Source organism: Lelliottia sp. SL45 (genome assembly GCF_026672535.1).
In the GTDB taxonomy this organism is placed as follows: domain Bacteria; phylum Pseudomonadota; class Gammaproteobacteria; order Enterobacterales; family Enterobacteriaceae; genus Enterobacter; species Enterobacter nimipressuralis.
In genome coordinates, this window is sequence record NZ_JAPPRH010000003.1 from 3,313,537 (window position 1) to 3,327,261 (window position 13,725).

Annotated in this window: 9 protein-coding genes; 6 read left to right on the top strand and 3 right to left on the bottom strand. The window is 57.9% G+C overall.

The window, feature by feature from the left end:
- Positions 1-2: 2 nt before the first annotated feature.
- Both tamB and tamA read right to left on the bottom strand, forming a co-directional pair.
- Positions 3-3,779, bottom strand: coding sequence for an autotransporter assembly complex protein TamB (gene tamB / locus OVA10_RS22055; protein ID WP_268196804.1), 3,777 nt, complete (start codon positions 3,777-3,779; stop codon positions 3-5).
- Positions 3,776-5,509 (bottom strand): autotransporter assembly complex protein TamA, encoded by a 1,734-nt coding sequence (gene tamA, locus OVA10_RS22060; protein WP_100777850.1) that lies wholly within the window; start codon positions 5,507-5,509, stop codon positions 3,776-3,778. Before tamA ends, tamB begins: the two co-directional genes overlap by 4 nt.
- A 224-nt stretch (positions 5,510-5,733) precedes the next feature.
- On the opposite strand from tamA, the gene msrA reads away from it, so the two are divergent.
- The gene (gene msrA / locus OVA10_RS22065; RefSeq protein ID WP_100777851.1) at positions 5,734-6,375 is read left to right on the top strand and encodes a peptide-methionine (S)-S-oxide reductase MsrA; all 642 of its coding nucleotides are present in this window, start codon (positions 5,734-5,736) and stop codon (positions 6,373-6,375) included.
- Here msrA and OVA10_RS22070 read toward each other — a convergent pair whose 3' ends face one another.
- The gene (locus tag OVA10_RS22070; RefSeq protein WP_123429597.1) at positions 6,376-7,434 is read right to left on the bottom strand and encodes a LacI family DNA-binding transcriptional regulator; all 1,059 of its coding nucleotides are present in this window, start codon (positions 7,432-7,434) and stop codon (positions 6,376-6,378) included.
- A 190-nt stretch (positions 7,435-7,624) separates the two neighbouring features.
- Between OVA10_RS22070 and OVA10_RS22075 the strand changes: the two genes are divergently transcribed.
- The 5 genes from OVA10_RS22075 to OVA10_RS22095 are packed head-to-tail and all read left to right on the top strand — an operon-like array spanning position 7,625 to position 13,680.
- Positions 7,625-8,779: a Gfo/Idh/MocA family protein gene (locus tag OVA10_RS22075; protein WP_123429598.1), complete on the top strand. Its 1,155-nt coding sequence runs from the start codon at positions 7,625-7,627 to the stop codon at positions 8,777-8,779.
- A gap of 17 nt (positions 8,780-8,796) precedes the next feature.
- Positions 8,797-9,975, top strand: coding sequence for a Gfo/Idh/MocA family protein (locus OVA10_RS22080; protein ID WP_181827232.1), 1,179 nt, complete (start codon positions 8,797-8,799; stop codon positions 9,973-9,975).
- A gap of 2 nt (positions 9,976-9,977) precedes the next feature.
- The gene (locus tag OVA10_RS22085; RefSeq protein ID WP_268196805.1) at positions 9,978-11,045 is read left to right on the top strand and encodes a Gfo/Idh/MocA family protein; all 1,068 of its coding nucleotides are present in this window, start codon (positions 9,978-9,980) and stop codon (positions 11,043-11,045) included.
- 12 nt (positions 11,046-11,057) lie between these two features.
- A complete protein-coding gene (locus tag OVA10_RS22090; RefSeq protein ID WP_181827230.1) occupies positions 11,058-12,083 on the top strand; it encodes a Gfo/Idh/MocA family protein in 1,026 nt (341 codons plus the stop codon).
- 58 nt (positions 12,084-12,141) lie between these two features.
- Entirely contained in the window at positions 12,142-13,680 is a 1,539-nt protein-coding gene (locus tag OVA10_RS22095) for an MFS transporter (protein WP_248859559.1), read from the top strand.
- The last annotated feature ends 45 nt before the right edge of the window (positions 13,681-13,725 follow it).

The window sequence follows — 13,725 nt, forward strand, 5'->3', positions numbered from 1 at the left end:
TGCTAAAACTCAAACTGATAGAGCAAATCGAGCGCCTGGTCTACGCCAGACACCGCTTCCAGATATAGCTTAGGCATCAGCCGATAGCGTAGCGTGAGAGTTGCCAGTGAGTCAAAGATCCCCACGCCATATTTCACCTGTAGACCCGGCAGTACATAGCCGCTGACCACCACCTGCGAAGAGTCACCGACCCCCTGGGTGTCCAGCGCCAGATTACTTACGCCAAACGTCTCGCCGATTTTACCCACAACCTGACCACTTTGTGCAACCCCCAGGCCGACTAACATTGAGGTCATCGCCGCACTATCGCTCTGCTGGCTGTCCAGACCCTGCCCGCGCAGCAGATAAGAGAGCGCTTCCTGCTGCGACATCGCCGGATCGGAGAAGATCTCCGCCTTCGGCTCGTCGGCCGTTCCGGTGACACGCACCCCGGCAATCACATCGTTTTCGGTCGACTCTGGGTTACGAATCGCTTCGATGTTGAGCAGCGGCTGGTCCGGCGGGCCGGAGAACAGCAACTCACCTTTGCGCACAATCAGATCCTGGCCGTAGGCGTGGAAACGCCCTTCCGGAATGTTAATTTGCCCGTTCAGGCCCAGCCCTTGCTGATCCTGCGCCACTTTCAGATCACCCGTCAGTCGCGCCTTCAGGCCAAACGCATCGAGACGCACGTTGTTGCCGACGTGAATGATCAGGTTACTGTTAATCGGAATCGCGGCGCTTTTGGTTTCGACCGGCTTCAGATCGTTATTCAGCATCACCTCATCACTGGAAACGCCGACGGCGCTTTCCGGCACGTCGTGAACCACGATGCGCGCCCACGGCACATCGACGCGGCCATCGAGGGTAAACTGGCTCGGCGTCGCCTCGAACACCACATCCGGCGACACGTCGAGGCGCACCATTGGTGGCACCGTCATACGCACCCGGCTGCCTTTCGCCGCCACGCGCGCGCGCCAGTTATCGATCTGGCTCCAGTCGGCGTCACCGCTGAGGTTGATTTGCCCTTGCTGCGTGCGCACCACCCCGGCCAGCGTCGAGCTCATGCCGTTGAAGTTCATTGAGATCTGGCTCGGCTGCATATCAAACGGCATAAAGTTGCCGTCGATATCCACACCGTTGAGCTGCATCTGACCAAACAGCTGCGGGCTTTCGGCGTTGCCCGCCAGACGCAGATTGGCGCTGAGCATCCCCGCCGCTTTTTCGCCGCGGGAGAAGATCGGGTTCACCATCGCCAGGTTCATATTGCGAATATTGACGTTACCGCCCAGATTACGCCGTCCTTGCGGATCGGTGATCTGCACCTGGCCGTCAAACTGTCCGTTGTTGGTCAGGCGAATCAGCCAGCCCAGTTCCGCACGGTTGTTATGCAGATCTGCCGTCAGGTTCAGCGTCTCGAACGCCACCGGCAGCGGCGCGTCGTTCAGCGTCTGGGTCACTTTTACGTTGCGCCCGGAGAGGGTCACGTTGCCTTGCGGCAGCCCTTCTTTGGTGGTGTCCCAGGACACATCGGCTTTACCGCTAAAGACGCCGCTCGCGTCGGTAGTTTCTGGCATAAACGGCTTGAGCATCGCGAGATCGAAGCGGTTCAGATTCACCACCGCACGCCCTTCCGCACCGGCATCAATGGTCTGCGGCACGCACAGTTCGGCGTTCGGGTTAGTCCAGCAGTGTGGCCCGATGCTGATTTTCTGCTCGGCGTTGCGGTAATCCAGCGCGATGGAGCGGGACAGCGTCAGTGGCCCTACCGGCGTGCTGAACCGGGTATTATCCAGAACCCCTTTCCAGCGCTCCTCTTTGCGGTCGAAACTCCCCGTCAGATGCAGCTGGCCGGAGACCGGCTCGCCCTGCACGCGCAGCTGGAGATCGTGCTGCTTCTCGCTGCCTTTTGCGTCCAGCGTGACCAGGTTGATATTCACATCCGGCTGGGAAATCCGCTCGACGCGCAGGTTCAGGTTACCCGCGATCTGATCGGTGGATTTGACGTCGCCTTTCACCAGAACGCGCGCGACGGACAGCTCCTGCCAGCGCAGATTGTTGGCGGTGATATCCGCCAGCAGCTGCGGCGCATCGACGGTGCCACGCACTTTCACTAAGCCTTTCGCAGTGCCGCCGAGGCCCGGCAGGGCATTGTCGAGATTTGGCGCGTCGATGGTGGCATCCAGATTGAGATCTTTCACGCCCAGCTCGCCTTTGATATCGGCGGTGTTGCGTCCGAGCGCCACGTGCAGTTTCGGGATGATCCACTGCAGATAGCTGTTCCCGCGCAGAGAGCCTTCGACGTTCACTTTATTCTGCTTCACGTTGCCGGTGATTTTGAGCTCCGGCACCTCCATCTGCCAGCTTTCGCCGTACAGACTGCCGCGCGTTTTGATCGTCCCGTCGAGTTTCGACGGCCAGTCCGGCACCTCTTTGGCGGTGTTGATCCCTTTGAGGTTCAGCTCGCCGCGCCAGCTGATCGCTTTCTGCCAGTCGAGCAGCGCCGTCAGTTCGGTTTTGCCTTCCAGCGCCGCCACGGAGAGTTTGTCGAGGTTAATCTGCTGCTCGTTACCCTTCGCATCCAGGGTAATGTCCGCAGGCGGTAACCCTTCGCCTTTCACCGACGTGCGGAACGACAGGGTGTAATCGGTCATTTTACCGCTCAGCTTGAGCTTCAGCTTATCGGCCTGGAACTGTTTTTCGCCGGTAAACGGCCAGTAAAGCTGTTCGCTCACCACCTCCAGATTCAGCGGTAAACCCGCTTCCGCCAGCTGAGTCTGCCCGCGCAACACCATATCTACCGGGCCGGAGAGATTCACGCCAAACTCCAGCTTCTCGCGCAGCGCACCGCCCACTTTCAGCTTCACCTTCTCGCCTTTGAGCGGGTCGATATTCAGGGCGCTGTTGAGGGTGATATCCACCGGCCAGTTGTCGCGCAGCAGCGCCTGTCCGGTCGCGTTCACGCTCCCCTGGTTGGTATCAATATCCAGCGCATCGAGCTTCATGGTGCCGTCGATGCTGCTCACTTTCAGCAGCATGTTGAACACGGTCAAATCCGTGTCGCCCGTCAGGCGCAGCTGTTCGCCCTTAAACTCTTCGATATTCAGATTGAGCGGCAGATGAACGTCGGTCATCTCCGGCAGAACTGGCTTCGAGAAGAGATCTTTCAGGGTCTCGCCGAGCGGTTTCTCTTCCGGCTGCGGGTTCTGAATTTTCGGTTCGACGATCTCTTCCTGTGCCACTTTCGCCACTTTTGGCAGGGCGATCAGCAGCCCCTGCAGAGAGGTCGGCGTCAGCGTCAGGTTTTTCTCCTGCCAGCGCAGGCCGGAGGTGAAGTCCATCACCGAAACGGTGGTGTCGTCGATCTTAATATTGACGTTATTGAGCGCCACGCGGTACAGCGCAATCGGATAGGGAGTGGAGAGGTTCAGCGGGCCGCTGTCCTCCTCCTCGACAGGGGCAGATTTCGGCATTTTGTCCGAATCTATCGCCACGTTGACGTCTTTTAACGACAGATCGTTGACGCACAGGCTGCTGTCACGCAGACAGCTGAGCTTAACCGCAAGGTGAAACTCGCCCGCGTTCACCGCCACGCCGGGCTGCTGGTAGCGGATATTCTTCAGACGCAGATCGCGCCAGCCGCCCGTCACCTGGCCGATCTCAAGCCCTGGCACCCAGCGGTTAGCCGCGTTAAACAGCAGATGCAAGCCGGTGGTGGTGCCCACCAGGAACGCCACCGTGCCGAGCAACAGCACGATAAAAATCAGAACGCCGAGGCTGATCTTCTTCCATAAACTCATAATTCAGGCCCCAGACCGATGTAAAACTGTAAACCGTGTTCGTCTTTGTCGCCGACCGGAACGGCGAAATCGAGCTTGATCGGCCCGACCGGCGATTGCCAGCGCACGCCTACGCCCGCACCGGTTTTGAAATCGCTTTTGCGAATATCGCTCACCGCTTCACCGCCGTCGACAAACATCGCCCCCCACCATTTGCCGCTGACGTTGTACTGGTACTCCAGCGAGCCGGTCGCCAGTTTGGAGGCCCCCATCAGCTGGCCTTTGTCATTTTTCGGGGAGATCGATTTGTATTTGTAGCCGCGAATACTGCGGTCGCCACCCGCGAAGAAACGCAGATCTGGCGGCACTCGTTCGAAATCGCCGGTTTCAATCCAACCGAGGTTTCCGCGCGTCACAAAGCGGTGTTTGTCATAGAACGTACGGATCCAGACGTTTTGCGCCTGTACTACCGAGAAATCGACGTCCGATCCCCAGGCGGTATTGGAGTAATCAATCGAGTAACGCTGGGAATCGCCCCAGGTCGGCATCAGGCCGCCGCGCGAGCGGGTACGGCTGATCATCACGCCCGGATAGAGCAGCATGGTGGTGTTGGTGACGTTTGCCTGGGTAAAGTGGTCGAGACTCCAGCGCAAATTAATCGCCCGCTGCCAGCCGCTGGAGAGGTCCCAGAAGCGCGACAGCGCGAGAGTGGTGGAGTCAGACTCCGTATCGTTTAAATCGGTACGCTTAAAGCCGCCCTGCACCAGGTAATACTGCTCCAGCGGGTTCTTCAGCAGCGGCATTTTATAGCTGAAATCGAGCTGCTGTTCCGGCGCGGAGATACTGGCGCTGGTGGTCAGACTGTGGCCGTAGGAGTTCATCCACGGCTTTTTCCACGTCGCTTTCACGCGCGGACCGACGTCCGTTGAGTAACCGACACCGGTTTCGATGGTGTTTTCGGTACGCGGTGAAACCACCCCGTGCAGCGGTAACACTTTGGTTTTGCGCGCTTTGTCGAATTCCGGCGCAACAACCACGGAGTTAAACCAGCCGGTCGCCGACAGGCGGCGGTTCAGCTCTGCCAGATCTTTTGACTGGTAGTAATCGCCCTCTTTGAAAGGGATCAGGTTTTGCAGATACTCGTCGCGGATTTGCGAGCCTTCGAAGGTCACGTCGCCAAAACGGTAGCGTTCGCCGCTATCGTAATCGATATCCCAGAACGCCTGGCGGCGGTCGAGGGCAACGCCCAGCTGGCTTTTATTGAACTGGCTGTCGAAGTAGCCCTTACGCAGCGCGACGCTGGTAAGCTCTTTTTTAAAGTGGTCGTAGTCGCCGTGATTCAGCACGGTGCCAACTTTCGGGCGCGTGCCCAGCAGATCCAGATAATCACGGTCAGTGCGCGCGCCGCCGCGCAGCACCACGTTGGTGCCGCCAATCAGCACCGGCTCGCCCTTGGAAACGCGGGCAATTAACACCTGACGGCCTTTGGCCGGTGGTGGACGTAAATCGAAATCAATGGTGGGTTCGTAGTAGCCCAGCGCTTTTAACCCTTCGCGGATCGCATCATCTACGCGCGCGCGAAAGCGCCGGTCCGGCGTCACTTCGTCACTCTCAATCGTTGACAGCTGTGCACGCACGTTTTTTTCCAGCGTCCCGGATAACCCCTCAACCTGCAAACGGACATTCGCCGCGCTGGCGACCCCGCTTGTCAGCAATAAACTGACCAAACAAAACTGGCGGATCTTTGGCACGTTCTCTCCTGAATATCCTTGTTTCCACCCCTGGAAGCAATTGATGTACCGCTCCGCGGCGTATCACGGCATAAAGCCCAAAACCCAATAAGAGGGTTGAAAAATGGCCGAGAGGCCTAATATTTCTTATGTTTAAATCTAGACTCATTCAGCGTATTTATTGTGTTCAATTAAACGCTCCATGACAACCTTAACTGAAACATCGCTGCCCCGGAGGCCCTACCGTGAGTTTATTCGACAAAAAGCATCTTGTTTCTCAAGCAGATGCACTGCCGGGACGTAATACGCCAATGCCGGTCGCTACCTTACACGCTGTGAACAATCATTCAATGACTAACGTCCCGGACGGGATGGAGATCGCCCTCTTCGCCATGGGCTGCTTCTGGGGCGTCGAGCGTCTGTTCTGGCAACTGCCGGGCGTCTACAGCACGGCGGCGGGCTACACCGGCGGTTACACGCCTAATCCGACCTATCGCGAAGTCTGCTCGGGCGATACCGGCCACGCGGAAGCCGTGCGCGTGGTGTACGACCCGGCGATCATCAGCTACGAACAATTATTGCAGGTTTTCTGGGAAAACCACGATCCGGCCCAGGGGATGCAGCAGGGTAACGATCACGGCACGCAATACCGTTCCGCCATTTACCCGCTGACGCCGGAGCAGGACGCCGCCGCGCGCGCCAGCCTGACCCGCTTCCAGGAGGCGATGAATGCCGCGGGCGATAAGCGTCACGTCACCACCGAAATCGCCAACGCCACGCCGTTCTACTACGCGGAAGATGACCACCAGCAGTATCTGCACAAAAACCCGTACGGCTACTGCGGGATCGGCGGGATTGGTGTCTGCCTGCCGCCACAGTTAGCCTGATTACTGCTCCAGCGCCACGCGAGCCGCGTGGCGCGTGGCATTACTGACCGATCCAAAATCCATCACTTTACCCTGCAACAGCAGGTTAAACACCGACGCCTGTGGCCGGTTCAGCCGCGTCTGAAGCAGGTGCACCGCCTCAATCCCCAGCTCACGACACGGCACCGTGACGCCCGTCACCGGCGCATCCAGCCGGTTTTGCAAATTCCAGGTGAAATCGGTGGTGATAATGGAGATATCCTCCGGCACGCGCAGACCGCGACGCTGCAACGCCCTGAGCACCCCTTCCGTCATACTGGTGCTGTTGGGGAAAATCACCTGCGGCCACTGGGTTTTATCGTGCCCGGCCAGCCAGTCGTCAAGGGCGCGCTCGGCCTCCTCCGCCGTAAACCACTCGGTTACCAGCAAATCGTTTTGCGGATCGAACGGCACGTGAAAATGGCGGTACGCCTCTTTAATGCCGTCGAGGCGCGCGTAGAGCGTCTCACGACGCAGGCAGGTCATGGTCAGAATTCGGCGGTGGCCCTGCTCGAAGAGATGGCGCATGGCGGTAAACCCGATGGCGCGATGATCGGGCGAAACAGAATCGAGCGCCATTTCCCGATCGATGGAGTTAATTAAAACGCAGGGTTTATTCAGGGTGGTGGCGAGTTTAAAGATGGTGGAATCATCCGTGCCGATAATAATGATCGCGTTAATATTTTTATGCCCGGCTTTTTCGAGAAATAATTTTACGTCCGCGCGCTGTTCTTCTAATCCGCAATAACTGATCCAGACATCATGGGGCGCACTGGCTTCGGCAATGCCTTTCGTCACCTCAAGATAAAAAATATCCCCGCGTCCCTGAAAGGTGCGTTCAGGGGCAAACACCGCAATGCCGTTAATCAGCAGCCGCCCGCTCGCCATGGACGCCAGCACGCCAAGTTCCCGCGCGCAGCGCACTATAGCCTCGCGGGCCTTGTCGCTGGTATAGGATTTGCCGCTTAAAACCCTGGAAACGGTGCTGACGGAGTAGCCCGTCAACGCCGCAATTTCGTCCATTTTTAGCTTGCCCGGCATAGTGTGACCTCGCTCGCATTCAGTTTTTGCAATTATTTGCAGAAACAGCCTGTTGATTTTAAAACCAAATCTACCGGGCGTAGGTGTTTACTTATGCGCCTTGCGAGTATTCTCACAAAAACACATTGTCGCTGCGGTTCGCCTTTCCTATTTTCCCCTCATCACTCTTTTTAACGACTTAAGGTGTGACATGGAAAAGGTACGGTTTGGCATTATTGGTATCGGCAATATCGGCACGGTTCATGCGCGCTATCTGTTAGCGGGTGTCGTTAAAGATGCCTGTCTGACGGCGGTCTGCGAAAACGATCCCGAAAAACATCACGCCATTCGGCAGCTCGTCGGCGAGTCCGTCGCGCTCTTTCATGAGGCCGAAGAGCTGCTCACCAGCGGGCTGATCGACGCAGTCATTGTCGCCACGCCCCACTACGATCACCCCCGGCTTTCCATCATGGCGATGCGCCACGGCATTCATACCCTGTGCGAGAAACCGGCGGGCGTCTACACCGCACAAGTGCAGGAGATGAACGCCTGCGCACGCGAGTGCGACGTGGTGTTCGGCATCATGTACAACCAGCGCCCTAACCCGCTGTATCAGAAAGTGAAAGATCTGATCGACAGCGGCGAGCTGGGCGAAATCCGCCGCTCTAACTGGATTATCACCAACTGGTACCGCTCGCAGAGCTACTACAACTCCGGCGGCTGGCGCGCCACCTGGAAGGGCGAAGGCGGCGGTGTACTGCTCAACCAGGACCCGCATCAGCTCGATCTCTGGCAGTGGCTGGTCGGGATGCCGGTGCGGCTGCGGGCGTTTTGCCAGTTCGGTAAACATCGTCAGATTGAAGTGGAAGACGAGGTGACCGCCTACGCCGAATATGCCAATGGCGCGACCGGGGTGTTTATCACCACCGTCGCCGAAACACCGGGAACCAACCGGCTGGAGATCACCGGCGATCGCGGCAAAGTGGTGGTCGAAGAGGGAAAACTGCGCTACTGGCGGCTGCGGGAGTCCGAAACCGACTTTAACGCCCGCTGGCAAAACGGCTTTGGCGAGCCGGAGTGCTGGGAGGTTTCCATCCCGGTCGCTGCGGAATGCAGCGAACACCACGTCATTACCGCCAACTTCTGCGCCGCCGTGCTGCGCGGCGAGCCGTTGATTGCGCCCGGGCTTGAGGGGATCAACGGCCTGACGCTCTCCAACGCCATGCATTTATCAACCTGGACGGACGACTGGGTCACGCTCCCGCTCAACGAGAAACAGTACCTGCGCCTGCTGCAACAGCGCATCGCCACCTCTGTGGACAAAGAGACCACCAGCCGCACCCTGGATGCCTCAGGCACCTGGTAACACCGGAGAAAAGAACGATGTTAAAAATCGCCATCGTGGGAACAGGGAACATCTCGCATAACCATATTCAGAGCTATTTGCAGTTCGGCCAGCGCTGCACCATCGTGGCGCTGGTGGACATCTACCCGGAAAAAGCGCACGAGAAAAAAGCGCGCTATGGCCTGAATGACGCGCGCATCTATGAAAGCCACCAGCAGATGCTGGCCGCCGAAGCGGATATTGATATCGTCGACGTCTGCACGCCGCCCTACGTCCACGCCGAAATCAGCATCGACGCCCTGAACGCCGGGTGTCACGTCCTGTGTGAAAAACCGATGGCCGCGTCGCTTGAGGAGTGCGACGCGATGATTGCCGCGCAACAAGCCAGCGGGAAAACCCTGTCGATCATCGCCCAGAACCGCTTTACCGACGCCTTCTGGCGGCTGAAAGCGGCGCTGGATTCCGGCCTGGCGGGCAAAATCTGCCACGCGCAGGTGGACTCGTTCTGGTGGCGCGGCCACTGCTATTACGACCTGTGGTGGCGCGGCACCTGGGAGAAAGAGGGCGGCGGCTGCACCCTCAACCATGCGGTTCACCACATCGACGCCATCCAGTGGATGCTGGGCTTTCCGTCGGAAGTGGTGGCGATGATGACCAACGTCGCCCACGACAACGCCGAAGTGGAAGATCTGAGCGCCGCGATTTTCAAATACCCCAGCGGCGCACTCACGCAGCTCACCGCTTCCGTGGTGCACCACGGAGAAGATCAGAAGATTGTGATTCAGGGTGAGAAAGCGCGGATCTCCGCACCGTGGGAGGTGTTCGCCAGCGTCAGCGCCGACAACGGTTTCCCGCAGCCCACGAACGATACGACGCGCGAAACGCAGCTGAATGCGGTATTTCACGAGACGCCCAAACTCGAGTGGACGCTGCACACCGGGCAGATCCACGACCTGCTGCGCGCGGTTGAACAGCAAACCGCTCCGCTGGTCGATGGCGTGCAGGGCAAACGCTCCCTTGAACTCATCACCGCCATCTATAAATCGTCCATCACCGGAAGTGTGGTCCGACTGCCTATCTCCCGCGATGACCCGTTCTATCGCACCGGTGGCACCAACGTGCTCGCCCCGCGCTTCTACCAAAAATCCGCCAGCGTCGCCAATTTCAGCGAAACCGGCGCCATTCCATTAGGCAAAAATCTGGACCAGGGGATCTGACCATGAATAAACATGACGGTATGAATTACGCGCCCGTGGGCAAACCACAGCCGGTGGTCCAGCCCGGTGAATTCGTCTTTGCGGCAGCGGCTCTCGATCACGGCCATATCTACGGCATGTGCAACGGGCTGATGGAGGCCGGGGCAACGCTGAAATGGGTCTACGATCCCGACCCCGCGAAAGTGGATAAATTTGTGCAGCAGTATCCGCAGGTGAAGGTCGCCGACTCGCTGGAGATGATTCTTGCCGACAGCGACGTGCAGCTGGTCGCCGGGGCGGCGGTTCCGTCCGAGCGCTGCGCGCTGGGGCTGAAGGCCATGGCCGCAGGTAAAGACTATTTCACCGACAAAGCGCCGCTGACCACGCTGGAGCAGCTCGACGATGCCAAAACGATGGTGGCGAAAACCGGGCGTAAATACGCGGTCTATTACAGCGAGCGTCTGCACGTCGAAAGCGCAGTGTTTGCCGGGCAACTGGTGAAACAGGGGGCGATAGGTCGCGTGGTACAGACTCTCGGCACGGGCCCGCACCGCGAAGGGCAAGGCCGCCCGGACTGGTTCTACGAGCGGCGCTATTTCGGCGGCATTCTGTGTGATATCGGCAGCCACCAGATCGAGCAATTCCTGTTTTACACCGGCAACCACGAGGCCACGGTGGTCGCCAGCCAGGCACGAAATTTCAACCATCCACACCACCCCAATTTTGAAGATTTCGGCGACGCGATGCTCAAGGGTGAAAACGGGGCCAGCGGCTACTTCCGCTGCGACTGGTTTACCCCCAACGGGCTGTCAACCTGGGGCGATGGGCGTCTGACGCTGCTCGGCACCGACGGGTATATCGAAATTCGTAAATATGTCGATCTCACGCGCGGCGAACAGGACGTGGTCTATCTCGTCAACAACGAGGGCGAATTCCGCTATCCGGTGGCGGGTCAGGTCGGTTTCCCGTTCTTTGGTGAGCTGATCCTGGACTGCCTGAATCGCACCGAAAACGCGATGACCCAGGCGCACGCCTTTAAAGCGGCCGAGCTGTGCGTGAAAGCGCAGATGCTGGCAAACGCGGCGGATTAACGAGAGGTGCGGATGAAAACGCTCAATGCAGCCCTTATCGGCGGCGGTGCGATCCACAGCTGCCACGTCAATGCCCTGCGCCAGATGCCTGGCGTGACCCTGCGCGCGCTGGCGGATATCAACAGCGAAGTCGGTTTGAAGCTGGCGATGGCGTATCAGTGCCGCTTTTATCAGGATTATCAGGAGATGCTGCTGGATGACGAAATCGACGTGATTCACATCTGCACGCCGCATTTCGAGCATAAACGGATGATTCTGGCGGCCCTTGCGGCAGGGAAGCATGTGTTCTGCGAAAAGCCGGTGGGGATGAACGGCGGCGAAATCACTGAGATCGCGCACGCCGCGCAGAATGCGGCAGGTCTGCTTGGCGTGTGTTATCAGAACCGGCTCAACCCCACCAGCCAGCGCATCCGACGGGAGCTGGCAGAGGGGGAGATGGGCAAGATGCTGAGTATCAAAGCCGTGCTCACCTGGTCGCGTTCGGGCGCTTATTACACCGAAAGTCCCTGGCGCGGACGTTTTGCCACCGAGGGCGGGAGCTTGCTGATCAATCAGGCGATTCACACCCTCGATCTGATGCAGTGGTTTGCGGGCGGCGTGACGCGCCTGAAAGGGGTCGTCGACAGCGGCGAGCTGGCCGACGTGACGCAAGCCGAGGACAGCGCGATGGCGACGCTGCACTTCACCAACGGCGCGCGTGGCCTGTTTTACGCCACCAACTGCCACACCATCGACTCGCCGCTGCTGCTCGAGATTCACTGCGAAAAGAGCACCTTGCAGCTGTGCGATAACGCCCTGTGGCGGTTGTGCAACGGCGAGCGGGTGAAACTGGTAAGCGACGCATCGCCAAACGGTGTCGCAAAAAGTTACTGGGGTTTAGGCCACCAGCACGCGATTGGCGATTTTTATGCCGCCATCCAAAACCCGGAAAAAGCGGATTACACCGATATTCGCGAAGCCGGAAAATCAATCAACCTTGTGGAGGCCATTTATCGTTCATCCCAGATTCGGCAATGGATTGAGATTAATCAGCAGTGAATAAAAATCGGCCAGAATAAATCTGGTTCATAATAACCCTACTCTGAGTATCAATATTATGGTCAAACCAACTGAACGCAGGGTTGGTTATGGTGTGGCGCTTGGCTACGGCATAACCGATCTGTTTGGCGGAGGCGCTTTCGCCATTATTGGCACCTGGCTGTTATTTTTTTATACCACCTATTGCGGACTGAGCGTGCTCGAAGCCGGTTCTATCTTTGCTATTGCGCGGGTCATTGACGCCGTATTAAGCCCGATTATGGGTTATATCACCGACAATTTTGGCAATACCTGGCTCGGGCGGAAATTTGGTCGCCGCCGCTTCTTTTTATTATTAAGTTCACCGCTGATGTTTTTATATGCCCTGCTGTGGGTAACCGATATGGGCTACTGGTATTATCTCGGCACCTATTTGTCGATTGAATTATTGTCGGCGATGGTGCTGGTACCGTGGGAAACGCTGGCGGCTGAGATGACCAACCGCTACGAAGAGCGCAGCCGCTTGTCAGGAGTGCGGATGATCTGCTCCCAGCTCGGCGGTTTTCTGGCGGTGTCCGTGCCCGGCGTGATTATGCATTTCACCGGGAAAGATAATCCGTTTACTTATACCCTCACTGGATTGATCTTCTCCTGCGTCTTTTGTCTCGCGGTATTTATTACCTGGCGTACCACCTGGGAGGCGAAAGATGTGCATCAGGAGTCCGATTTTAAAATTGAGACCCACCGCAGTAGCGGTTTACTCAATCATCTGAAATATCTGGTCCTGGATCTCTTCTCCGCCTTCCAAATTCGCGCCTTTCGTTTACACATCATCATCTATATTTTCTCGTTTACCGCGATGGATGTGTTCGGTTCAGTTTTTACTTATTACGTGGTTTATTGTCTGAGTCAGGACGCAGCGGCGGTTTCCGGCTGGCTCAGTATCGCCGCGTTTGCCTCGGTGCCGGGCACTTACGGATTTATGCTGCTGTTAAACCGGCTGAATATTTCCCCGTCGGCGGCGCTGCGAATCGCTTACGGCTGTATATTCTTCGTGCTGGCGTTCTTGTTCGCCGTCTATTACACGGAAACCCAGGTCCCTGCCCTGCTGTTCTCGGCGGTCTTTATTCTGCTTGGCGCGGCGCGTGCCGGGTTGTATTACATCCCGTGGAACATCTACAGCTTTATTCCTGACATCGACGAGATGGTCACCCAGCAGCGCCGGGAGGGGATTTTTGCCGGCGTCATGGTGCTGACGCGTAAAAGCACCGTCGCGCTGGCGATCATGCTGATCGGCGTGGTGTTGCAGGAGTCCGGGTTTGTGAAAGGCAACGGTGCGCAGCCTGAATCGGCCCTGTACGCCATTATCGGCCTGATGCTGTTCGCCACCTCCGCGCTGCTGGCGGTGAGTTTCATCACTACCTATAAATTCACCCTAACGCGCGACACCCACAAACTGCTGCTCAAAGAGATCGCCCGTCGCAAGCTGGGCGGCGATTACCGCGACTGCGATGCGCATACCCGGGTGGTCATTAAACAGCTCACGGGCTATGAGTACGACGAGGTCTGGGGCGGTAACGCCGCACGGCGACCGGTGGATAATGTCAGTTTGTCCTGATTAAGGGGCCGGGCAGCACACGCCTGCCCGGCCTGTTTTTGCCAA

Bases quoted from the DNA above. Each gene is read 5' to 3' on its own strand.
- tamB (WP_268196804.1), bottom strand. From the start codon at position 3,779: ATGAGTTTATGGAAGAAGATCAGCCTCGGCGTTCTGATTTTTATCGTG.
- OVA10_RS22070 (WP_123429597.1), bottom strand. From the start codon at position 7,434: ATGCCGGGCAAGCTAAAAATGGACGAAATTGCGGCGTTGACGGGCTAC.
- OVA10_RS22075 (WP_123429598.1), top strand. From the start codon at position 7,625: ATGGAAAAGGTACGGTTTGGCATTATTGGTATCGGCAATATCGGCACG.
- OVA10_RS22080 (WP_181827232.1), top strand. From the start codon at position 8,797: ATGTTAAAAATCGCCATCGTGGGAACAGGGAACATCTCGCATAACCAT.
- OVA10_RS22085 (WP_268196805.1), top strand. From the start codon at position 9,978: ATGAATAAACATGACGGTATGAATTACGCGCCCGTGGGCAAACCACAG.
- OVA10_RS22090 (WP_181827230.1), top strand. From the start codon at position 11,058: ATGAAAACGCTCAATGCAGCCCTTATCGGCGGCGGTGCGATCCACAGC.
- OVA10_RS22095 (WP_248859559.1), top strand. From the start codon at position 12,142: ATGGTCAAACCAACTGAACGCAGGGTTGGTTATGGTGTGGCGCTTGGC.